The sequence below is a fragment of the Sediminibacterium sp. FW305-C-61 genome, assembly GCF_058231065.1.
The window spans coordinates 384,140-407,805 of sequence record NZ_JBIQXR010000002.1 but is presented as its reverse complement, the minus strand read 5'-3'; the positions used below and the strand labels follow the sequence as shown (position 1 = coordinate 407,805).

The 23,666-nt window shown below is 40.3% G+C and carries 21 protein-coding genes; 13 read left to right on the top strand and 8 right to left on the bottom strand.

What is annotated here, in order from left to right; all coding sequences use genetic code 11:
• Nucleotides 1-84 precede the first annotated feature (84 nt).
• Nucleotides 85-501 (top strand): YciI family protein, encoded by a 417-nt coding sequence (locus ACH30E_RS06975; RefSeq protein WP_490824243.1) that lies wholly within the window; start codon nucleotides 85-87, stop codon nucleotides 499-501.
• Nucleotides 502-538: 37 nt separating this feature from the next.
• Nucleotides 539-1,771, top strand: a complete 1,233-nt coding sequence (locus tag ACH30E_RS06970; protein WP_490824241.1) for a cation:dicarboxylate symporter family transporter — start codon at nucleotides 539-541, stop codon at nucleotides 1,769-1,771.
• A gap of 56 nt (nucleotides 1,772-1,827) precedes the next feature.
• On the opposite strand, the gene ACH30E_RS06965 is transcribed toward ACH30E_RS06970, so the two are convergent.
• Both ACH30E_RS06965 and ACH30E_RS06960 read right to left on the bottom strand, forming a co-directional pair.
• Complete coding sequence (locus tag ACH30E_RS06965) at nucleotides 1,828-2,250, bottom strand: DUF1569 domain-containing protein (protein WP_490824239.1); 423 nt, start codon at nucleotides 2,248-2,250, stop codon at nucleotides 1,828-1,830.
• Between the two features lie 286 nt (nucleotides 2,251-2,536).
• Nucleotides 2,537-2,938 carry a VOC family protein gene (locus ACH30E_RS06960; RefSeq protein WP_294994414.1) on the bottom strand — a complete coding sequence of 134 codons (402 nt, stop codon included), beginning with the start codon at nucleotides 2,936-2,938 and terminating at the stop codon, nucleotides 2,537-2,539.
• A 143-nt stretch (nucleotides 2,939-3,081) separates the two neighbouring features.
• Between ACH30E_RS06960 and ACH30E_RS06955 the strand changes: the two genes are divergently transcribed.
• Nucleotides 3,082-4,077: a glycoside hydrolase family 43 protein gene (locus ACH30E_RS06955; protein WP_490824237.1), complete on the top strand. Its 996-nt coding sequence runs from the start codon at nucleotides 3,082-3,084 to the stop codon at nucleotides 4,075-4,077.
• A 51-nt stretch (nucleotides 4,078-4,128) separates the two neighbouring features.
• Here ACH30E_RS06955 and ACH30E_RS06950 read toward each other — a convergent pair whose 3' ends face one another.
• Both ACH30E_RS06950 and ACH30E_RS06945 read right to left on the bottom strand, forming a co-directional pair.
• A complete protein-coding gene (locus ACH30E_RS06950) occupies nucleotides 4,129-4,848 on the bottom strand; it encodes a VIT1/CCC1 transporter family protein (RefSeq protein ID WP_294994408.1) in 720 nt (239 codons plus the stop codon).
• Nucleotides 4,849-5,117: 269 nt separating this feature from the next.
• Nucleotides 5,118-7,655, bottom strand: coding sequence for a S9 family peptidase (locus ACH30E_RS06945; protein WP_294994405.1), 2,538 nt, complete (start codon nucleotides 7,653-7,655; stop codon nucleotides 5,118-5,120).
• Between the two features lie 165 nt (nucleotides 7,656-7,820).
• Here ACH30E_RS06945 and kynU point away from each other — a divergent pair, with 165 nt between their 5' ends.
• Complete coding sequence (gene kynU / locus ACH30E_RS06940; RefSeq protein WP_490824235.1) at nucleotides 7,821-9,083, top strand: kynureninase; 1,263 nt, start codon at nucleotides 7,821-7,823, stop codon at nucleotides 9,081-9,083.
• Between the two features lie 120 nt (nucleotides 9,084-9,203).
• Nucleotides 9,204-9,812 carry an SGNH/GDSL hydrolase family protein gene (locus tag ACH30E_RS06935; protein ID WP_490824234.1) on the top strand — a complete coding sequence of 203 codons (609 nt, stop codon included), beginning with the start codon at nucleotides 9,204-9,206 and terminating at the stop codon, nucleotides 9,810-9,812.
• Between the two features lie 119 nt (nucleotides 9,813-9,931).
• On the opposite strand, the gene ACH30E_RS06930 is transcribed toward ACH30E_RS06935, so the two are convergent.
• Nucleotides 9,932-10,858, bottom strand: a complete 927-nt coding sequence (locus ACH30E_RS06930) for a metallophosphoesterase family protein (RefSeq protein ID WP_490824233.1) — start codon at nucleotides 10,856-10,858, stop codon at nucleotides 9,932-9,934.
• Between the two features lie 34 nt (nucleotides 10,859-10,892).
• Nucleotides 10,893-11,708: an orotidine-5'-phosphate decarboxylase gene (gene pyrF / locus ACH30E_RS06925; RefSeq protein WP_490824232.1), complete on the bottom strand. Its 816-nt coding sequence runs from the start codon at nucleotides 11,706-11,708 to the stop codon at nucleotides 10,893-10,895.
• Between the two features lie 190 nt (nucleotides 11,709-11,898).
• On the opposite strand from pyrF, the gene ACH30E_RS06920 reads away from it, so the two are divergent.
• From ACH30E_RS06920 to ACH30E_RS06910, 3 genes are all read left to right on the top strand, one after another.
• Nucleotides 11,899-12,978, top strand: a complete 1,080-nt coding sequence (locus ACH30E_RS06920) for a tryptophan 2,3-dioxygenase family protein (RefSeq protein WP_294994390.1) — start codon at nucleotides 11,899-11,901, stop codon at nucleotides 12,976-12,978.
• 179 nt (nucleotides 12,979-13,157) lie between these two features.
• Nucleotides 13,158-15,959: a M16 family metallopeptidase gene (locus ACH30E_RS06915; protein WP_490824231.1), complete on the top strand. Its 2,802-nt coding sequence runs from the start codon at nucleotides 13,158-13,160 to the stop codon at nucleotides 15,957-15,959.
• A gap of 61 nt (nucleotides 15,960-16,020) precedes the next feature.
• The gene (locus ACH30E_RS06910; protein WP_490824230.1) at nucleotides 16,021-16,773 is read left to right on the top strand and encodes a hypothetical protein; all 753 of its coding nucleotides are present in this window, start codon (nucleotides 16,021-16,023) and stop codon (nucleotides 16,771-16,773) included.
• Here ACH30E_RS06910 and ACH30E_RS06905 read toward each other — a convergent pair.
• Nucleotides 16,747-17,619: a sulfurtransferase gene (locus ACH30E_RS06905; protein ID WP_490824229.1), complete on the bottom strand. Its 873-nt coding sequence runs from the start codon at nucleotides 17,617-17,619 to the stop codon at nucleotides 16,747-16,749. The two genes, ACH30E_RS06910 and ACH30E_RS06905, sit on opposite strands and share 27 nt — an antisense overlap.
• Before the next feature lie 303 nt (nucleotides 17,620-17,922).
• Between ACH30E_RS06905 and pruA the strand changes: the two genes are divergently transcribed.
• Nucleotides 17,923-19,554: an L-glutamate gamma-semialdehyde dehydrogenase gene (gene pruA / locus ACH30E_RS06900; protein WP_490824227.1), complete on the top strand. Its 1,632-nt coding sequence runs from the start codon at nucleotides 17,923-17,925 to the stop codon at nucleotides 19,552-19,554.
• A 249-nt stretch (nucleotides 19,555-19,803) separates the two neighbouring features.
• Here pruA and ACH30E_RS06895 read toward each other — a convergent pair whose 3' ends face one another.
• Entirely contained in the window at nucleotides 19,804-20,316 is a 513-nt protein-coding gene (locus ACH30E_RS06895) for a fasciclin domain-containing protein (protein WP_294994371.1), read from the bottom strand.
• Between the two features lie 248 nt (nucleotides 20,317-20,564).
• Here ACH30E_RS06895 and ACH30E_RS06890 point away from each other — a divergent pair, with 248 nt between their 5' ends.
• From ACH30E_RS06890 to ribH, 4 genes are all read left to right on the top strand, one after another.
• Nucleotides 20,565-21,041 carry a hypothetical protein gene (locus ACH30E_RS06890; RefSeq protein WP_490824225.1) on the top strand — a complete coding sequence of 159 codons (477 nt, stop codon included), beginning with the start codon at nucleotides 20,565-20,567 and terminating at the stop codon, nucleotides 21,039-21,041.
• 406 nt (nucleotides 21,042-21,447) lie between these two features.
• Nucleotides 21,448-22,443 carry a pyruvate dehydrogenase (acetyl-transferring) E1 component subunit alpha gene (pdhA, locus tag ACH30E_RS06885; RefSeq protein WP_294994366.1) on the top strand — a complete coding sequence of 332 codons (996 nt, stop codon included), beginning with the start codon at nucleotides 21,448-21,450 and terminating at the stop codon, nucleotides 22,441-22,443.
• Nucleotides 22,444-22,481: 38 nt separating this feature from the next.
• Nucleotides 22,482-23,171 (top strand): YfgM family protein, encoded by a 690-nt coding sequence (locus tag ACH30E_RS06880; RefSeq protein WP_294994363.1) that lies wholly within the window; start codon nucleotides 22,482-22,484, stop codon nucleotides 23,169-23,171.
• Nucleotides 23,171-23,662 (top strand): 6,7-dimethyl-8-ribityllumazine synthase, encoded by a 492-nt coding sequence (ribH, locus tag ACH30E_RS06875; protein ID WP_490824222.1) that lies wholly within the window; start codon nucleotides 23,171-23,173, stop codon nucleotides 23,660-23,662. The genes ACH30E_RS06880 and ribH overlap by 1 nt, the downstream gene beginning before the upstream one ends.
• Nucleotides 23,663-23,666: the final 4 nt, after the last annotated feature.

Sequence of the window (23,666 nt, the reverse complement as noted above, 5' to 3'; positions counted from 1 at the left end):
TCTGACGAAGGAAGAACGGACTTTCGGACTCCCTGACGAAGGAAGGACAGAGTTTCCTTATCTTCCCTTTTCAAAACAACTACTATGAAAAAGGGAATCTTTTTTCTGTTATTTTTCCTTTCTGCAATTGCGGTAATAGCTCAAAACAATACTTCTACTCAAAAACCTGAAGAGCAAATCCGCAAATACTGGTTTGTTATGTTGATTAAAGGCCCCAATCGCAATCAGGATTCCGTAACTGCTGCCAAAATACAGAAAGGTCATCTCGAAAATATGGATAAACTCTACAATGAGGGCAAATTAAAAGTGGCAGGTCCATTTGGCGATGGAAAAGACTGGCAAGGTATTTTTATTTTTGATTGCCCCACGAAAGAAGAAGTAGAAAACTTATTGAAAACAGATCCCGCTGTCGCTGCTGGCAGACTTATTTGCGATATTCGTCCATGGTATACAGCGCCTATTGGCAGCTTTGTTCCGGGGAAACCTAAGCAAACTTTATAAGTACAATTACACTTTGCGCTAATCCAATGCGTAGTGGATGAATAAAAAGAAACCATTGAATACAGCAATCAAAACCAAGTCCTGGTATCAAACCATACTTACCAATCTTACCTTTTACGTACTAATTGCTATCATAGCTGGTATACTATTAGGGCATTATGCACCTGCGACCGCCATTAAAACTGAATGGATTGGTAAAACCTTTGTAGACATTATCAAGCTGTTTATTGCGCCGATCATTTTCCTCACCATTGTGCTTGGTATTAGCAGTATTGGCAACCTCAAAAAAGTAGGCCGCATTGGTATTAAATCACTGGTTTATTTTGAAATAGTTACTACGCTTGCGCTTGGCATCGGTATTATTGTAGCGCTGGTGGCACAGCCCGGACATATAGACCGAAGCTCACTCGACCTGCAGGATGCCAGTAAATTTACCAGACAAGCAGGTAGTAGTTTCGACTGGGTTCAATTTTTCAAGGCAAATCTTACTTTACAGGTTTTGATTGTTGCAATTATCGTTGGCATACTTTTCAATTATTCTAAACACCGTTTAAAACTGATTCACTTTTTTGGACGGATTTCCCACTATGTTTTTACTGCTTTAAAATATGTAATGTACCTGGCACCGCTTGGTGCTTTTGGAGGCATGGCTTATACTGTTGGTAAATTTGGCTTACACACACTCTTACCTCTTGCCAAATTAATGGCTTGTGTATACCTCACCATGTTCATTTTTATTTTTCTGGTTTTGGGAAGTATCATGCGTTACTATGGATTCAGGATTGGTTCATTTTTAAAGTCCATTAAAGAAGAGCTATTAATTGTGCTGGGCACATCATCCTCAGAAGCTGCTTTGCCTTCTATTATGCGTAAGCTCGAAAAAATGGGTTGCAGTAAATCGGTGGTTGGACTTGTTATTCCAACAGGATATTCTTTTAACCTGGATGGTACATCCATTTATTTATCGATGGCTGCCATATTTCTCGCACAACTATATAATATACATCTTAGTGTTGGCGAGCTACTTACCATTCTGTTGATTCTGATGCTAACTTCAAAAGGAGCAGCCGGTGTAACAGGTAGCGGCTTTATTGTTTTGGCATCTACCCTTGCAGCTATTAAAACCATTCCGCTTGAAGGACTTGCATTTTTATTGGGCGTAGATAAGTTTATGAGTGAAGCCAGGGCCATTACCAATATTATTGGAAACGGGGTAGCGACTTTGGTGATTGCTAAGAGTGAAAAAGAATACTTAGAAGAAAATGTCTGATGTCTGATGGCGGATGTCTGATTTGGGATTTGGGTATTAGCGTTTTTTTAAGGCGCCTATACCCCAAATTGGCGGAGGTGATGATCGAGATGTTTCCATTGGAAGATCGCCCATTCATCGGGTGTAAGACGACCAAAGAATGCATGAGGCTCTTTCGTGCAGGCCTGGGCACCGCCTTTCAGTAGGGTTTCAATTAATTCAATTAGTTTTTTTCTTTCAGATTCAAAATCATACTCTCCACTGAAGATTAAACTTTTATCCGTGGGTGAGTTTTTGGCAAAAGGCTTATCACCTATTGCCATATTCCGAAAAAAAGGGCCTAATATTCTGCCAATAAATACCCTCGGAATATGGTGTCTTCCTAATGTCGTTTCTAAACCCTTGCAATTGTGGGCTAGCATTTGGGAAACGGTCATTTTACCCCATTTTTTTTCACTGTCAGGTTTCAGGTTATTGATTCGCTGAATCAATTCATTCACGTCGGTTTGATTAAAAAGCATTGTTGTCCGGAGAAAAAACAGCTTCTAGCCTCTAGCTACAAGTTTTTTTTTGCTATTAATTTAACCATCCACAAGCGTGGATGTGGTAATTAAATATTTATTTCATTAGGTTTTTACCAAACAAATTCGCCAGCCCTGTCATTTATTCAAATAATAGCAGAAGACCTAAAACAAGCACCAATCAAGGCTTGCAGCTAGAGGCTAGAAGCTAGCAGCCAATTTTCCCCGGCAGTACTGATTAAAAAGCGTAGACATGGTTTTGTATTTAACTGGGTTCCCAAAGTTCAATTTTATTTCCCTCGGCATCCATAATATGTACAAACTTTCCGTAGTCGTAGGTAACAATATCATCCAGTATGGTAACACCATTTTCTTTCAGCTTATTAACCATCCCTTCAATATTCTGTACCCGGTAATTGATCATAAATTCCTTTTTCGACGGAGCAAAATATTCACTCCCCTGTTTAAATAAACACCATTGAAGGGTATTTACTTCTTCCGGATTATCCATATTCCTGGATTCAAAACTTGTTCCATATTCACTCGATACGATTCCGAGATTTTTTTCATACCATTCTCTCATAGCTGAAGGATCGTTTGAAAAGAAAAAGATACCTCCTACGCCCGTTACTTTAGGTGTTAAAGCCTCCTCCTGATGCAATGCCATAATCTTGTATTTAATTTTAATCGGACTAAAATTGATGCAGGATAAATGTATTATTAATCCCTGAAGAAAGCAACTACTAATAACCCTGCATTTAACATGACCTGGAATTTACAGAGCTATTATATTTATGCCTATTTTAGATCATGATATACTTATTCAAGAAAATTACCCTTGTTATCATTCTATTTTTTTTAGTGATGCCCATATTACAGGCGCAAAAAGTCGTCAATCCGGTTATTGAAGGGTGGTACGCAGATCCGGAGGGGGTAATATTCAACAATCAATACTGGATTTTCCCTACATTCTCTGCCAAGTACAAGGATCAGGTTTTCATGGATGCTTTTTCATCAACAGATATGGCACATTGGCAAAAATATCCCAGAGTGATTGATACGAGTATCATCAAATGGGCCTATATGGCAATGTGGGCGCCATCAATTGTGAAAAAAGACAACCAATACTTTTTATTTTTCTCTGCCAATGATATACAGAGTAAAAAAAGGAATGGTGTACAAGACGACCATAATGGAGGCATCGGTATTGCTGTTGCAAGTAAACCTGAAGGCCCTTATAAGGACCACCTCGGCAAGCCATTAATTAACCAGTTTTATAATGATGCACAACCAATAGACCAGTATGTTTTTCAGGATAAAGACGGAGCGTATTATATCATCTATGGCGGTTGGGGTCGATGTAATATTGGTAAGTTGAATAAAGACTTTACCGCACTTGTTCCTTTTGAAAATGGGCAACTGGTAAAAGAAATAACGCCGAAGGGATATGTGGAAGGTCCAACAATGTTTATCAGAAACGGCATGTACTATTTTATGTGGTCGGAAGGTGGTTGGACAAACGGCACTTATAAAGTTGCTTATGCGAGGTCTAATAGTTTATACGGACCTTTTGAAAGAGAAAGCACCATATTGGAATCTGATTCTTCGGTTGCAACTGGCGCCGGGCATCATTCAGTGATAAACATTCCTGGTACAGATGAATGGTATATTGTTTATCACCGCCGCCCTATTCCTAACCTTGACAGAGACCATCGGGTTACCTGTATTGACAGATTGTATTTTGAAGCTGATGGTAGTATCCGTAAAGTGAAAATGACTAAAAGCTGGGATAGAACTACCAGGTAAAGCTTATTTAATAACGAATGTCCAATATTCAATTTTCAATAAGGAAATCTGCTAGACTTTCACGCCAAATAAATATCCGACCAATGCAGATATTACCATTGCAATGGTCCCCCATATAACGATGCGCAGAATTGCTTTACCAATACCAGAGCCTCCTGTTTTTGCAGCAACGGCGCCTAGTATTATCAGTGAAAGAATGGTAAAGCAATAAAGAAAATATTCCATTTGTTGTACAGGTGCAAATACTGTTACAAGCACGGGTAATAATCCCCCTGCCGTAAATGCTGCTCCGGAAGCAAATGCGGCCTGGATCGGTTTTGCCTGACTAACTTCATTAATCCCCAATTCGTCTCTAACATGTGTGCCCAGCGCATCAAATTCGGTGAGTTCAATGGCCACCTGCATTGCGGTTTCTTTTTTTAAGCCACGTTTTTCATAGATCTGAGCAAGGATATGTAATTCTTCTTCGGGCATTTCTTCCAACTCCTCTTTTTCTCTTGCTATATCAGCCTTTTCAATATCAGTCTGCGAGCTTACTGAAACATATTCCCCTGCCGCCATCGACAATGCTCCAGCTACAAGACCGGCAATACTTGCCAATAAGATAGGATCTCTGGTTGTACTTGCCGTAGCAACCCCAATGGCCAAACTTGAAACGGAAATAATACCATCATTTGCACCCAGTACTGCTGCGCGTAACCAGTTACTGCGGTGGATATAATGACTCTCTAGATAGTTTTCAAAGGTGATATTTCTTTCTGCAGTTGCCATAGGTTAAAAATTAAGCTAAAATCGAAAAGTAAGATCGGCTAATGAAAGTTAGGAACTAAAATCGACAATCAACAATCCGTTCTTCTGCCATTGTCTGAATAATGCAAGGCAACTTTTCTAAATACTTGATCAATCAAATCAATCATGTAAATCTCCTCATTATCATCTTTACTAGCCAACCCTCCACAAAAAACCGTGGCCTCCTTTGGAGGCCACGGTCATATCCTTACTTTCTAATTTGTTATTTTTTATTACTTATTTCTTATTTCCTAATTCCTTCTCCCTGCTCTTCCATTCTGCTCTACTTCCTTATTCATTTCCTCAATATCCGTTTCTGTACGACCAGTTTTATCGCCTAACAGGTGTTCTGCGAAATAATCAGCTTGTCTCCAGAAGAAGTATTCAGTCATATCGCCATAACCATGACGCTGACCAGGTAATACTACCAGATCAAAACGTTTATTGGCACGGATCAGTGCATTGGCCATACGGATGGTATTGGCGGGATGTACGTTGTTATCAATATCCCCATGAGATAACATGAGTTTACCTTTCAGGTTTTTGGCCAGGTCTGGGTTTTTCTCAATGCTGTAGAGGAATGATGTATCTCCTTTATCACTGATTACTTCTTTCACACCATGGTGTTGCTCGCTCCACCATCTGTTGTATACTGAGTTATCGTGGTTACCTGCAGATGATACAGCAACTTTAAAGAAATCAGGATATACCAGCATAGCAGCAGTACTCATAAAGCCTCCTCCGGAGTGACCATGAATACCTACACGGTTGATGTCGATGTATTTGAACCTATCGGCCAACTGTTCTGCTACTGCTTTTTTATCAGCTAAACCATAATCACGCAGGTTACCATAACCAAAATTGTGGTACCATTTACTGCGCGAAGGGTGTCCGCCGCGATTACCCAATGTGATAACCACAAAACCCATTTGTGCAAGGCGGTCTGTGCGATCGAATCCACGTCCAAATGCCTTATTCACCGCTTCAGTTTGTGGACCAGGATATACGTACTCAATTAATGGATATTGTTTGGTGCTGTCGAAATCAAAAGGCTTATACATTACACCATAGATATCTGTAATACCATCGTCTGCTTTTGCTTTGAAAATTTCAGGGAACTTGTATCCTGATGCAAATAATGAAGTGAAATCAGCCGTTTCAAGATCGAGTATTTTTTTACCATCAGCATTATACAATACTGATTTAGGTACTGTATTAACCCGTGAAAAATTATCGATGAAAAAGCTATTACCGTCATTCATACGCATAGCATGATCAAAATCGCCGCTGTTCAGCAATTTCATTCCTGTACCATCGAAATTAATGCGGTAAGCATGTAAATAATATGGATCTTCTCCAGCTTCTTTACCGTTTGCAGAGAAATACAGTACACGTTTGGTTTCATCAACTCCCAGGATATCTTCACAATGGAAAGCACCGCTGGTAATTTGATTTTTCAGTTTGCCATTTTCATCATAGAGATAAAAATGTGCCCATCCGTCGCGCTCACTCCAGTGAATAAATTCCTTACCCCCATTAACAAGCGCTATCTGATTAACTTCAATGAATGAGTTAAAACGCTCTTCTACAAGGGCTTTAACTGTACCTGTAGCAACATCAACTACGCATACATCTATACGTTTCTGATCGCGACCTGTACGGGTAAAGTAGAATTTATCTTTTGTTCCCAACCAGATGCTTGGTCTCCAATCGTCGTCGCGTGTATTCACTTTTGCAGGCATTGCCCAGGTACCAACACCCTGGTCTTTGAATGCAGATACATTTAACTCTTTGCTGGTTTTGCTGGTAATATCAAACAAATAAAGATGATCTACCGGTGCTTCTTTTTCACCAGGCATCCAGTATTTATACGTTTCGAGTGTTGGGCGTGGGTTTGCCACACTATTAATTACCCAAAGATTTTTCACTTTACGGTTATCTACCCTGCGCATGGAGAAATATTTCGAATCCGGCGACCATAAAGCAAATACAGGTCTTCTTCTTTTAGCTTCTTTTTCTTTGTCTTCATCCGTCATGCCACTTCCTGAAAGATTACCATCATTATAATAACCATATCCATCGAATCCATCTTTTGTAAGGGCATTTTCAACAATGGTAGAATCATTTTCATTTTTTAAGGCCTTTTCGTAGTTAGCCTTATCCATCCAGTAAATATTGTAGTTCTTACCAAAGATGATTGTATTGCCATCCGGAGAAATATTCGCCCAGTTGGGTTTTCTTTTTGGTTTTTTGAAATCTGGAAGTTCTACGAGTTCACCTGTGGTAAGATTGTATTCAAAATAGAATACTTTTTTACTTGTGGTTGAAGCCGCTGCAGCACCTCCTGCACCACGACGGCCAGTTGTTGTTGTAGCTGCTGAATCTTTTTTCACTTCATCCTGTGTGCTTTTCACTTCAAACTGGATCCAGTTTTCGTCACGTACAAAACGCATGCTGTCTAACCCCAGATTTTGGGCATCAAAAGGGTCTTTAACTACACGGGTAATTTTGGCTGCAAGGTCGGCATTGTCGAACATTACCTTCTTCTCTCCTTTTACAGGATCAACGATATACCATTTTTTACCTTCGGTAGTTTCATACACATACCAGAATTTTTCAGAGTTCTTCAACCAGTGTGGATCCACATTGGTGCTGAAGATCATTTTACTCAGTTTCTTTGGTGAGAAACGTGCCGCCAATGCATAGTTGGCCTTGGTAACGGGGGGATGTTGTGCAAAAGTGGCAAATGCAAATAGCATGCACACCGACAACAGCATGAATTTTCTCATACAGTTATAACGTTTTGGGTGCCTGAAAATTAGGCCAAAGCGATCAATTCACCGACAAAGTTTGATGAAAATTCGGTGAAGACTACCTCTCCATCCCTGTAGACCATGTTTATGGGGAAATACAAAATCTCTCATTTACGTTACTTTAGCAAGAAATTCTACCACATGTTTGCTTTTAATACGGATATCAATTATGCCATGCAAGCCGATGCATCAGATGAATTGGCTGGCTTTAAACAAATGTTTCATTTTCCACAGCATGATGGTAAAGATGTGATCTATTTCTGTGGTAATTCATTAGGGTTACAGCCCCACAATACAGCAGCAGCCATTGAAACCGAGTTGGAAAGCTGGCGTAACCTGGCAGTCGGAGGATATTTTGGAGGAACCAATCCATGGTTAAAATATCACCAATTCTGCACACCTGTCCTCGCTAAAATGATGGGATGTAAGGAGTCTGAAGTTACCGTTATGAATGCCCTCACGGTAAACTTACACCTGCTCATGCTGAGTTTTTATAAGCCTACAGCTACCCGCTATAAAATAATCATGGAAGCAGGCGCTTTCCCTTCCGATCAGTATGCGGTGGAAACCCTGGTTAAACATTTTGGTTTAAACCCGGATGAAGCCATCATAGAAATAAAACCTAGACCAGAAGAAAAATTACTTCATACAGAAGATATTATTGAAACAATTAACCAGGCTGGAGCGTCTGTGGCAATGATTCTTTTTGGAGGTATTAATTATTATACAGGGCAGCTATATGATTTGGCAGCGATAACCCAAACTGCACATCAAATAGGGGCAATTGCCGGTTTTGACCTTGCGCATGTAGCGGGCAATGTTCCGATGCAGCTTCATGATATAGACGCAGACTTCGCTGTATGGTGCAGCTATAAATACCTGAATGCCGGACCAGGAGCCATTGGTGGCGTATTTGTACATGAAAAACACGCATCGAATGCAGCCACGCCCCGATTAGCCGGATGGTGGGGAAATGATGAACAAACCCGCTTCAAAATGGAGAAAGGTTTTATTCCTAAAACCAATGCAACAGGATGGAATATCAGTACCTCACAGGTATTTAATACGGTTTGTCTAAAAGCTTCATTAGAACTTTTTGAGACAGCGGGCATCGACAGGCTTCGCAAAAAAAGTATTCACCTCACTGCCTATCTTGAATATTTATTAAAAGAATTGAAGCATATTAATTTTGAGATCATCACTCCTGCGGACCCGGAACAGCGTGGGGCACAACTATGTTTGTATTTTAAAGAAAATGGACGTGCCATCCACGATAAAATGATCAGCAGCGGAATCATCGTTGACTACCGTGAACCCGGCGTCATTCGCGTTGCCCCTGCTCCGATGTATTGTAGTTTTGAAGATGTATATCGTTTCTATGAAATACTGAAAAATAATTTCTAATCTTACTCAGTGTTAATCTGTGTATTCTGTGGCAAATTAAATTAGTCCGAAAGTCAGAAAGACCGAAAGTCCGGTGAAGATTGCCACTGAAGACACTGAAAGGCACAGAAAAATTCTGTTATGACACGTCATTATTTCAGCTATCTCGCTTTAGGCGATTCTTACACAATCGGCGAATCGGTACCCTTGCATGAAGGTTTCCCTTATCAGGTGGTTCAATTGCTTCGCAAAAAAGGAATTCATTTTCATGCACCGGAAGTTGTTGCCAAAACGGGATGGACCAGCTTCGAGCTTGCTGACCATATTTTACACACTACACTCAATGAACAATATGATTTTGTTAGTTTATTGATTGGTGTAAATAATCAATACCGTGGATTACCTGTTGCTGATTTTAAAGAAGAATTTCAATACCTGCTCAAAAAAGCAATTCATTTAGCTGACAATAAACCAGAAAGGGTTATTGTACTATCTATTCCGGATTGGGGAGTAACTCCTTTTGCATCGGGCAAAGACACCAACTCAATCAGCCAGGCAATAGATGATTTCAATAAAGTTTGCGAAGAAGCTACCAAACAGTTGGGTGGTCATTATATAAACATCACTCCACAAACCCGTCTCGCAAAAAACGACACAACACTTTTAGCCAGCGACCAACTTCACTATTCCGCCAAATCACACGCAGTATGGGCGGAGAAAGTTGCGGGGGTGATTGAGAGATTAATTTGAAAATTTGGAAATTTGGAAATTTGGAAATGAGATTATGGTAAAATTTGATTCCCTAAAATCAACACTCATCATTTTCAAATTTTCAAATTTTCAAATTTTCAAATTTTCAAATTTCCAAATTACGAATATTCCACCATCTTCCTACTTAACGTCCCGTCTTTAAAGAATTCAAATATCGCATAGGCAGGTGCAAATCCTTTGAAGGCTCCGCCCCACCAGTTTCCGCTTATTGCGCCGTTACAGTAGTAGTGTATACCGCGATATTCAACCATATCCTGTAAATGAATATGTCCACTAAGACAGCAACGTATATTTTTAAAGTTTCGGAAGAGTTCTGTTAATTTGAATGAATCCGTATGTAATAAGGCGCGGGATATTTTTCTGTCGCCGTTATCTTCTGTTTTATCAAAAAAGAATCCAGACACATAAGAAACGATAGGAATATGCGAGGCAATACAAATATGCGTATCCGCATCTGTATTTTTTAATTCATTTTCCAGCCATATCCATTGCTCTTCATCTATTTTGGCTATATATCCCCCATTGTTTTCATGCGCACTGTCGAGAATAATAAATTTCCAGTTCTTATGGGTGAAACTATAAAACCTACCAGGCATCTGGTGTTGTTTTACGGCCCAGGCTTTATTATAGAGCGGATCATTCTTAATTTCCGGTTCAGTCATTTGCCAACCCCATGCATCATGGTTACCAATACAATGATAGATGGGTAGTTTATTTTCTGCGTTTAGTATCTTATTCCACAAATCCCATTGCTCCTGTGTTTTAGCCTTTGTAGCTTTCATAGCATCCATAATAGCATCACCGCCGTTGATGATAAAGTCTACAGAAGGCTTAAGCGCATTCACATGTTTAAATGCCTGCTGCATGCCGCGCTCCGGTATTTCACCTGTCTTAACATGTACATCGGATATAAATGCTACCCGAATAGAGGGTTTGGCATTGGTTTCTGCAGCAGATGCTATCGGCAACGCAGCTACAGCCGCAGCCGACAAAGCTCCTTGCTGTAAAAATTTCCTTCTCTCCATGATGGGTATTTTAAGGATTGGGGTATGAATTCACTTAAATGGTTAGATAAGATTTCATTTCATGCTGATAATCCTGTGCTACTTTTTTTGCTGCTTCGGCAAAATCCTCTCCGCTGCTGGCAAAAATTACGGCCCTGCTGGCATTTACTAACAGGCCGGCATCTTTATTCAGTCCATATTTCGACACTTCTTCCAAACTACCTCCCTGGGCACCTACACCTGGTACAAGCAAGAAATGATCTGGAATAATGCTTCGAATATATTCGAGATCGCTTGCCCTCGTAGCACCAACAACAAACATCAGATTATCGGGTGTACCCCACTCACAGGTAGTTTGCAATACCTGTTCATACAATTGCTTACCCAGCTTATCTTCCAGAACTAATCGCTGAAAATTAAAACTTCCGGCATTGGAGGTTAATCCTAGTACGATCGTCCATTTATCTTTATACTCCAAAAAAGGGCGTACGCTGTCTTCTCCCATATATGGCGCAACAGTAACCGCATCGAAAGGTAATACCTCAAAAAATGTTTTAGCATATTGCGCCGAAGTATTCCCAATATCGCCGCGTTTAGCATCTGCAATGGTAAAATGGGTTTCAGGAATATATGCCAGTGTTTCTGCCATGATTTCCCACCCTTTCAATCCTTGTGATTCGTAAAATGCAGTATTTATTTTATAGGATACACAATGGTCTTTAGTAGCATCAATAATGGCTTTATTAAAAGTTAGTACCCCATCAGGCTTGCCTTTTAAATGAGCAGGTATTTTTTCAATATCGGTGTCTAATCCTACACAGAGATAAGAACCTTTAAGTTTTATCTGTTCTACAAGTTGTTGGCGGGTCATAGGACAAAAATATGAAATAAGGAATAGAGAATAAGAAATAAGGAATATGAAATAAGGAATAAGAAAATATAGATATTGAATAATACATAAATAAATCCATACAGGTAGACAAACTATACCCCAACTTTCTTATTCCTTATTCCTTATTTCTTATTCCTTATTTCATATTTCTCTGTTTCTTTGCCTTGCTATGGAAAAACAACCTATGTACTACGGCACTTACCTCGGTCTTGATAAGGTTTTGAATGCACAACACCCTGTAAGTTTCGAACCGGGAAATGAACCGGCTCATGATGAAATGTTGTTCATCATTATACACCAGGCTTATGAGCTATGGTTCAAACAGATTTTATTTGAACTGGATTATATTACCGGCGTTTTCAGCAAAGAAAAAATTAATGATAATTCTGAAGACATGAACTTGGTGCGTCATAGACTGCACAGGATCATTCATATCCTTCAATTACTCAATAAGCAAGTAGAGATTCTCGACACGATGACGCCACTTGATTTCCTGGAGTTTCGCAACCTGCTTACCCCCTCTTCCGGGTTCCAAAGTAAACAGTTCAGGTTATTGGAAGCAAGATTGGGATTGGAATTGGATCATCGCCACCATAAAGACTATTACAAAAGAACGAATGAAGGTGGATTTACCAAGGAAGATTATCAGCATATCACGGCAATTGAAGAAGGACATAATTTATTAGAGCTGGTTAATAAATGGCTGGAACGTATTCCTTTTTTCAGGGAAGATTTTTGGAAAGATTATCAGACAAAACACAATGGTAATCTGCATCCTTTCTGGAATGATTATCGCGCGATTTATGAGGCCGGACTTACAGAAAGAGAGAAGAACAAAATCCACGATTTCGACCTTGTATTTTTTGAACACAGACCCGAACATTATTCCGATGAGCAGGTTGCAGCCATGAAAACCTTATTTTCTCCGGCGGCATTACGATCAGCCTTATTTATCATGCTTTACCGCGATTTTCCATTGTTCCAAACTTCTTACCAGGTATTGGATGGCTTGATTGAAATTGACCACCTGATGAGTAGCTGGCGACATAAACACCTGGTAATGGTGCGCAGGATGATTGGTATGCGCGTAGGAACAGGAAATACCTCGGGAGCAGGATACCTTGAAGGGGCAATGAGTAAACATTTTGTGTACAGAGACCTTTCCGGACTTTCGACTTACCTGATAGAAAGAAGAAAACTTCCTGTATTACCCGATTCATTGATTCGGAACCTGGGCTTTCAGTTATAGTAAAGTTTCACCACAAAAAATACCTGTCAATTCAGTGATATTCTGTGTTTTCTGTGGCAATAAATCTTCTTTTTCGTATCTTTATAACACCCCCATCCGTGATTTTCGCGGAGCTATAAATGCACAAATGCCACAGGGCATTATCCCTGTTTATTTTTCTTTCATTCTAAAACCTTGTCATGTTGCGTATCAGACAAACCCTGCTCTTATTATTAGTTGCAGCATTTACTTATGCTCAAACCGGAGCAGACCAGAAACTGGGCATTGACCCCAAAGTAAAAATTGGAAAATTAAGTAATGGACTTACCTACTACCTGCGAAAGAATGTAGAGCCTAAAAACAGGGCCGAACTCAGGCTGGTGGTAAATGCAGGTTCCATTCTTGAATCAGACCAGCAATTAGGTCTGGCACATTTCGTGGAACATATGGCTTTTAATGGCACCAAAAATTTCAAAAAACAGGAACTGGTTGATTTCCTGGAGAAAAGCGGCGTAAACTTTGGTGCCGACCTGAATGCATACACCAGCTTTGATGAAACGGTTTACGAACTGCAGGTTCCCACCGACAGTATGCAGGTTTTCAAAAAAGCCATGCAGATCCTGGAAGACTGGGCACATCAGGTAAGTTTTGAGCCGGTTGAGATTGATAAGGAAAGAGGTGTTATTGTGGAAGAATGGCGACTTGGCCGTGGCGCTGATGCACGTATGCGTGATAAATTTTTCCCTGTTCTCCTGAAGGGTTCACAATATGCAAAACGCATTCCAATCGGCACCAAACAGAGTATTGAAAAATCACCGTATAGTCAACTTACCAAATTCTATAAAGATTGGTATCGCCCAGATTTACAGGCAGTGATTGTGGTTGGGGATATTGATATTGCTGAGACAGAACAGATGATTCGTGAACATTTCGGTAAAATACCGGCAGTAAAAACACCACGTCCACGCACAAAATTTGGCGTCCCCTCCTTTCCTGAAACAAGAACATCTATTCTTACAGACCCTGAGCAACCCTATAACGTAATTCAGGTTTATTATTTAAGACCTGAAATTCCACAAGCGAAAACTGAAAAAGACTACCGCGCCAGTATTGTACGAGGCCTATTCAACCAGATGATGAGTAGCCGATTGGATGAAATCGCCCAAAAACCTGATGCGCCATTCCTTTTTGGCAGCAGTAGTTATGGATCATTTATTGGCGACAAAGATGCTTTTAGTCTGATTGCCGTTGCAAAAACAGCAAAGACTATTTCAGCTTCTATTGAAGCACTCTTGAAAGAAAATGAGCGTGTGAAACAATTTGGTTTTGTACAATCAGAACTCGACCGTGCAGTAAAATCTACTATGTCGAGAATGGAAAACATGTACAATGAGCGCGACAAAACCAAGTCGGTTGAACTCTTACAGGAATATGTTCGCAACTATTTAAAAGGAGAAACCATTCCAGGTATTGAGAAGGAATTTGAAATGCACCAAAAATACCTGCCTACCATTCAGTTATCAGAAGTTAATGCGCTGATTAAACAATGGATCACCAATCAGAACAGATCTGTTGTAATTACCGCTCCTGAAAAAGAAAAAGCGGATATGTTAACTTCAGCACAGGTAACAGCCTTATTAAATAAGCCGGTTGGGAAATTAACCCCTTATGAAGATAAGGTTACAACAGGCTCTATTCTACCAGTTGCCCCGGTTGCAGGAAAAATTGTTGGTGAGAAAAAATATCCTGCTATTGAAACTACTGAGTGGACCTTATCTAATGGCGCCAGAGTTGTTTTAAAACCAACCAATTTCAAAAACGATGAAATCCAGTTCTCCGCTATAAGCTGGGGTGGATCTTCATTATATGAAGACAAAGACTTTATCAATGCTACCACCGCATCAAATGTTGCTATGTTGGGAGGTATTGGAGACTTTGATTTTCAGGCTTTCCAAAAAGAAATGGCTGGCAAGAACTGTTTTGTTTCCCCATCTATTGCAAACTATATGCAAGGACTTAATGGCAGCAGCACTACAAAAGATCTGGAAACTGCCTTGCAAATATTACATGGATACTTTGTGGCGCCACGTAAGGATGCTAATATGTTTGAAGTATTGAAACAACAGATGCAAGTGCAAATGGCAAATAAAGACAAAGATCCCGGTTCAGTATTTGCAGATTCCGTGAACTATATTATGGGGAACTACCACCCCAGACGTAAGCCTTTCTCTGTTGAAAGTATCAGCCAGTTGGAGCTTGATCGTTCTTTTGAAATCTATAAAGAGCGCTTCAGCAATGGTGGTCAGTTTGTGTTCACATTTGTAGGGAACTTCAACCTGGACAGCATGAAAATATTGGTTGAAAAATATATTGCTTCGCTGCCTTCTTCTGAAAAAAAAGAAAACTGGAGAGATGTTGGCATCCGTTATCCTAAAGGTGTAATCAATAAAACAATTTACAAAGGGAAAGAACCAAAAGCCAATGTACGCCTGTTCTTTACAGGTGAAGTAAATGAAATCAATGACATGGATGAAGTGCAACTCGGGCAGTTAACGAAAGCTATGGGCATTAAGTTACGAGAAGTATTGAGGGAAGATGCAGGAGGTGTGTATGGTGTTGGGGTGAATGGTGGTTTCAGCAAAGAACCCATCAAAACCTATAGCATCAGCATTCAATTCGGATGCGCACCAGAAAATGTAGATAAACTCATTAGTCTTGTTATGGAAGAAATTAAAAATACCAAGGCAAATGGTGTACCTGAAGTAAATATTGAAAAAGTGGTTGCGGAACAAACACGCAGCCTGGAAAACGATGTGAAGGAAAACAATTACTGGCGCTTCCGCCTGGAGCAGCATGTGTTCCGCGGAACTGATCCAACCGAAATATTGAAAGCAGGCGACAAAATCAAACTAATCACTGTTGAAAAAACAAAAGAACTGGCCAACCGCCTTTTCAATGAAAACAATATGGTGAAATTGGTTATGTTACCAGAGCAGCAATAATATCACCTTTAGAATTTATGAAAAGCCCTCTGAATAACTTATATTTAGAGGGCTTTTTATTATGGATCAACAAAGCTTTAAACAAACCTCACGCATTACAAGCATTATCTATCTCCTTTTGGCGATACTACTGCTTCCCATGTCGATAATGGTGGTTATTTCTGCCGATGGACTGGTATTATTGGGCGGACTTGTTATGTTGCTTACTGGCATCAGTTGTCTTGTGGCCTTTATCCGTGGTTTTTTGCAGAGAGCAGAAATAACGGCAATTGAACAAAAACATATACAGGTTTCGCAATCCCCAGTTTTACCGGAAGATGCGGTGAGTTGGCAACTCAATACTACTGAATGGAATCATTTCTTAAAAACAGAAAAAGCCAGAAGAACCAAGGGACTTTTGTTTGAATCGGGTTTGATCATAATAGTAGGAAGTGTCATCCTGATTTTTTCGAGACCCGTTAATTTTCAAATGAGTTTATTCTTCTCCTTTCCGATTGCTGTCATTTATTACTTAATAAAATATCGAACGCTGGTTTCAAAACTACCCAAAATTGGCGATGCTGTTCGTATTATCATCACACCTGAATCAGCAGCTTTTAACCAAACCATATATCCTTTAAACACTTCTGGCATGCGTGTTGCTGCAGCGAAGTTCATTAAAACCCAATCAGACCTTTTGCTAGAAGTGAGGTATGAATGGAAATTAAGAAAGGGTGGTTTTGCATTTGAAGAGATCCGGATTCCAGTTCCTCAAGATGCTGTTCAAGCAGCCGAAAGGGCCATTGAATTACTGACTGGTTTTCTCCATCGGTAACTCCGGCAACCTGCTCCACTCCTGTAATGAACCGTCATATATTTTCATTGGATACCCAAGGATTCTTCCTGCGAGATAAACCACACTTGCAGTTTGCCCGATAAAACAATAACCAATCATTTCTTTTTGCCTATCCTTGTTTACTGCATTAAAATAATATGCCAACTGCTGCACCGGCTTAAATTTCATGGTACTGTCTAGCAGGTCGGGATAAGGCAGGTTAAGGGCACCGGTGATATGTCCGTCGCGGGGATTACCCGTAACATCTCCATCATAGAATCTTTTTAGTCTTGCATCTACCACCATTTTATCTGTTCCTGTTAATGCTTTCTGTACATAATTCTTATCAACCAGCAGCTGTTGGTATTTGGGTTCTATATTTCCTTTGCCTGCGGTGGGCGAAGGCCCCATTTCCAGTGGCAAGCCTGCTTTTTTCCACTCTTCAAGTCCGCCATCAAGCAGGCTCACTTTGCCATAAAGTCCCAACTGCTCCAGTGTTAAAAACATTCGTGCCGTAACCGTAATATCAGTGCGCGTGTAGGCTAATATGATATGTGAATTTTGGTTGATCCCCAGTGTTTGTAATATTTTCCTGGCCGATACCAGATCGGGTGCATTAAAATTACCCTCTGGTGAATGCGCGGCCAGCCAGTCGGGCCATAGAAAACGGGCACCTGGAATATGTTCCCTTTCGAAATCGAGGCGTAGGAAATTGGTTTGTAGCACCACCATATTTTTATCCGCTTTATGCGCTTGTAACCAGTTAGGATTAACAAGAATTGGATTGGTTTGTGCACAGATGGCTGATGATACCAGAATGGCAATAAAAAGCAGCGGGTAACGCATAGCGTAATTTTTAGAGATTTAAACTACGGAACTAATATGATTTCCCTATAATAAATGATGACCAATGGCGGGATTTTTTTACCCATATTTAGGTTGAACCCTTGATTTGCATTAATAGCTTCCGGATAGCTTACTGACAGATGCATAAGAATCCAGCAACCATAAATACCTTATAAAACAATGGAATATCAATTCTTCCTCACCTGAATTTACCCAACAACTAACCCATTTCTTCATTTCTTATTCCTTATTTCATATTCCTTATTTCTTATTTCCTACCTTGCATCCTCAAAATCTTGAAACATGAGCTTTGGTACTTTCTCCTACCCGATTCCGGCCAATGAGCCTGTTAACAGTTATGCCCCCGGCACACCAGAAAAAGCGGCACTTAAAAAAGCAATCGCCGATCTGAAAAAGAAGTCACTGGATATTCCGATGTATATCGGTGGTAAGTCAGTTAAAACAGGCAACAAAGTTGCCATCCACCCACCTCATGAAATATCACATACACTTGGTTATTTCCATGCCGGTGAAGAAAAACATGTACATCAGGCAATTGATGCAGCTTTAAAAGCAAAAGAGGCATGGGCGGCTATGAGTTGGGAGAACAGGGCACATATCTTCTTAAAAGCAGCAGACCTGCTGGCTACAAAGTATCGTTATACTATGAATGCCAGTACTATGCTTGGACAAAGCAAGAACGCCTACCAGTCTGAGATTGATAGTACCTGCGAACTGATTGATTTTTTACGCTTTAATGTGCATTTCTTAAGTGAAATCTATAAACAACAGCCTATTTCTGCTCCTGGCATGCACAACCGCATGGAATGGCGCGCTTTGGAAGGATTTGTACTGGCTGTTACTCCATTTAATTTTACAGCCATTGGCGGTAACCTACCCACTTCTGCCGCAATGTGCGGTAACGTTGTTGTTTGGAAACCAGCCAATACACAAATTTATTCTGCCCAACTATTTATGCGCATTTTAAAAGAAGCAGGATTACCAGATGGTGTTATTAACCTGATTTATGTTGATGGACCAACCATTGGTAAAGTTTGTTTTGGACATGCCGATTTTGCTGGTGTACATTTCACTGGTTCTACAGGCGTATTCAATAATATGTGGAAGGTTATAGGAGAGAATATTGCAAAATACAAATCCTATCCCCGTATTGTTGGCGAAACAGGTGGTAAAGACTTTGTAATAGCCCATTCAAGTGCGGATGTAGATGCGGTGGTAACTGCTTTGGCACGTGGAGCTTTTGAATATCAGGGTCAAAAATGTTCAGCCGCCTCACGCGCTTACCTGCCAGATAACATTGCTGCTGAAGTAAAACAAAAACTGGTTGCTACATTAAAGACCATGAAAATGGGAACTGTGGAAGATTTCACCAATTTCATTAATGCGGTAATTGATGAAAAAGCTTTCAACAGTATCACTAAATATATCGATGGCGCTAAGAAAGATAAAAAGGCAAAAATTATAGCCGGCGGTAACTATAGTAAGAAAGCAGGTTACTTTATTGAACCTACTATCATTGAAACCACCGATCCGAAATACAGAACAATGTGCGAAGAAATTTTTGGACCTGTATTAACCATCTATACCTACAAAGCAGCGGATTTTGAAAAAACGCTTGATTTGGTTAACAGCACTTCTGCATATGCTTTAACGGGAGCCGTATTATCGCAAGACAGAGCAGCGGTTGAATTAGCTACCAATAAATTGCGTAATGCAGCGGGTAATTTCTACATCAACGACAAACCTACCGGAGCGGTAGTTGGTCAACAACCATTTGGTGGAGCAAGAGCTTCTGGAACCAACGATAAAGCCGGCAGCATGCTCAACCTGTTCCGCTGGTTAAGTGCACGCACCATAAAAGAAACCTATAATCCTCCAGTTGATTATAAATATCCGTTTTTGAATGAAGCGTAAGGAATAAGGAATATGAAATAAGAAATAAGAAATATGAAATATGGAATATGGAATAAGGAAGTGAGGGTGTAGTTTTTACTAATATTTCTTTATGAATTATTCATTTATCATTCGATATTAAAAAAGCCTCCATTTGGAGGCTTTTTCATGCACATGAGAAATCGGAGATTCTGGGGGGACTAATTTCATCATTCAAACAAATCCTTTCTTATTCCTTATTCCATAATTCTTATTTCTTATTTCTTTTCCTTACTTCGGCAATACTACTCCATCAATCACATGAATCACACCGTTACCAGCTTTCAGGTCGGTAGCAGTAACCGTTGCAGTACCGCCATTTTCATCGGTCAGGATTACTTTGCCATTGCTGATTGATGCTGTAAGTGTTCCGCCGCTAACTGTTTTCACTACCGCTTTTCCACCGCCATCTGTTATAGCTTTTACAACTGCAGCAGCATCCAGGTTACCGGCAACTACATGGTAAGTGAGTATTTTAGCGAGTTGTGCTTTGTTTTCTGGTTTCAATAAATTCTCTACAGTACCTGCAGGTAATTTACTAAAAGCCTGATTTACTGGTGCGAATACAGTAAATGGACCAGCACCTTGTAATGTTTCAACCAAACCAGCGGCTTTAACAGCGGCAACTAATGTGCTGTGATCTTTAGAACCTACTGCTACATCTACAACTGTTTTTTGAGCAGACACGGTAATAAATGCACCCATCATTAACGCGAAAGCCAGAGAGAAAAATTTCATTTTCATATTTGTCGTTTTAGTTTTTATACTACCAATACAGTGCTGCAGACAAAAGGGTTCAATTAATTTTTTCTTTTTCGTTTTTTTAACAGTGCCGTTTAATAGATTGAATTGAACCACCCCTACAGCTTAAACAGTATTAAAAAAGCCGGGAACTGCTTTGAGAATTTCAACAAATCAAATCCGTAAATTGTATTTTGATATAATCAGGAATAGTAAACCGATTAGATTGGTATATCCTTAAAGTATAAAAAATGGCAAATCCCAACTTAACATTGATTGAAGCCTTGCGTAACACCGCAAACCGTTTACGTGAGGGCGCACATTATGCATGGGGCAATCATGGCTCCTGTAATTGTGGCAACCTTTTGCAGGTTATTACAGATTTATCGAAAGAAGAAATCCTAACTTATGCACAAACGGGTATCGGAGAATGGACTGAGCTCGCAGAAGACTATTGTGGGGTAACCAATGCGCCGGTAAGTTTATTGCTCAAAAAATTACAGGAAACAGGTCTTACGACAACCGATATTCACCACCTCGAATACCTGGATGACCGGGAGGTGCTGAATGCATTGCCAGGTGGGTTCAGGTGGCTTAAAAAAAACGAGCGTGATCATGTAATCCTCTATTTTGAAACATACGCCACCCTGTTGGAAGAAAAACTCATCGATTCCATTGAAATTCCCAGTTTTGAACCTGGCAAGGAATTGGAGTTGATAGAAGCCTAGAAAATCTGTTGGCTGCAGGCTTTATTGGGGAATTTAGCTACGGGTTGTATATCATGGGTTTTATGGAACACAGATTTTCATGATTTTCATGGTTTATCAAGATAGATCGTAAAAATCCGTGTTTTATTATAGACGGATAGTGCATGAATAGCCATCAAACATTCATTAATCCAGCTGATTTTACATGACCTAATACGCAAAACCCTCACTTATTTAAATAATCGCAGAAAACCTAAACCAAGCACCAATCAAGGCTTGCAGCTTGCAGCTTGAAGCATGCAGCCAAATTTCCCCTAACAGCCAGAAGCTCCCTTTTAGCAGCTTTCTTACTCTTTATACCCATCCCAGGGCCGCCCCTCAATTTTTGCCGTATAACCCCTATATTTGCTCCTCAAAATTTGACCAAGTGCCAACCAAATTTTCTAAAGAAACATATTTATACTGGTATGAGCTGATGCAGCTTATTCGCCAGTTTGAGCTGAAAGCCGAGGAAATGTATAAAATGGCGGGTAAGATCCGCGGATTCTTCCATGCCTATGTAGGCCAGGAAGCAATTGCAGCCGGATGTATGACCGCCACTCAGCAAGACGATCCGTTTATTACTGCCTACAGAGACCACGGTCTTGCCCTTGCCAAAGGGGTTAGTGCCAATGCCTGTATGGCCGAGCTATATGGCAAAGCAACCGGTTGCGCCAAAGGAAAAGGTGGTAGTATGCACTTTTTCAGTGTAGAACACAAGTTTTTTGGTGGTCACGGTATCGTAGGAGCCCAGATCGGTACTGGTGCCGGACTAGCATTCGCTGAAAAATACAGGGGGTCTAATAATGTGGTGCTTTGTTATTTTGGAGATGGGGCTGCCAGACAAGGTATGTTGCATGAAACATTTAACCTGGCAATGACCTGGAAATTACCGGTAATTTTTATTTGCGAAAACAATAATTACGCGATGGGTACTTCCATTGAACGTACCAGTAACGTAACCGATATCTATAAACTTGCCGATGCTTACGATATGCCTGCTGATAAAATCGATGGCATGTCGGCTGAAGCTGTTCACGAAGGCGTGGCAAGGGCTGTAAAAAGAGCAAGAGAAGGCGATGGTCCTACCCTGCTTGAGATGAAAACCTATCGCTACAAAGGACACTCTATTTCCGACCCTCAGAAATATCGTTCTAAGGAAGAAGTAGATGAATACAAAGAGCAAGACCCAATTACACAGGTGCGTAATACCATTCTTGAAAACGGATTTGCTACAGAAGAATTCCTGACTGAAATAGACAAACGTATTGACGCTGTTGTAGAAGAAAGTGTTCGTTTTGCAGAAGACAGTCCATGGCCAGATGATAGCGAAGTGCTGAAAGATGTATACATCGACCAGAACTATCCTTTCATAGTAGATTAATTTAATAAACACCTATAAACTCGAATAATCAATTTCCCATGAGTGATAAGCACGAAGTGACGCACGATCAGCAGACCCTGGCCAAAGCACAAGGTTTCTGGAAACAATACCAAAAAATAATCATTGGGGCCGTTGCAGTTGTTGTGATTGGTTTTGGTGGCTGGTATGGCTACAATGAATTCATTGTAAAACCAAAAGAAGAGAAAGCTGCTGAAGCTTTATTCAAAGCTGAAGAGTATTTCCGTATGGACTCTGCAAACCTTGCCTTAAATGGTGACGGTCAATTTCGTGGTGCCCTCTACGTAATTAAAAACTTTGGTGGAACAAAAGCTGCCAACCTTGCACATTTTTATGCTGGTGTTAGCTATCTTAAGCTTGGCGATTTCAATAATGCGGTTAAATACCTGAAAGATTTCTCTACCGATGCCAAACAAATTCAATTATTGGCTTACGGTGCTTTAGGAGATGCTTATGCAGAGCAAAACAAATTTGATGATGCCATCAGTTATTATAAAAAAGCTGGAAGCACTTTCGAAAAAGACGACAATAACTCTGCAGAATATCTGTTCCGTGCGGCCCTTCTTCTCGAAACAAAAGGTAAGCAGGATGAAGCACTGGCTCTTTACAAAGAGATCAAAGAGAAATTCCCTAAAACCGATAAAGGTTTTCAGGCTGAGAGATATATCTATCGTTTAAGCATTGAAAAAAATGACCTGGGAGCTAACTAATGGCAACTAAAGGAAATACCTCATTAAACAAAGGCATCCCCACCCTAAAGGATGCCTTTGTTGTTATCGTTAAAACCGAGTGGAACGCCCACATCATTAATAAACTGGAAGCAGGTGCAAAAAAGATTTTTAAAGCCCAGGGAATCAAAGTAGTGAGCATTGTAGTTCCTGGTGCTGTAGAGATCCCTTTTGCTGTTAAGAACCATTATGCTTACAGCAAAACCCTTCCTGACGCTTATATCACTCTGGGCGCCGTTATCAGGGGGGATACGCCACATTTTGATTATGTATGTAAATCAGTAACCGATGGTGTTTTACAATTGAACCTTTCACTCGATGTGCCTGTTATTTTTGGTGTGTTGACCGTTGACAACGAGCAACAGGCAATAGACAGAATTGGAGGCAGTCATGGCCATAAAGGTGAAGAAGCAGCCATAACAGCCATCAAGATGATTGCCCTTAACCGTAAACTGATGAACGCCAAGTCTTAATACT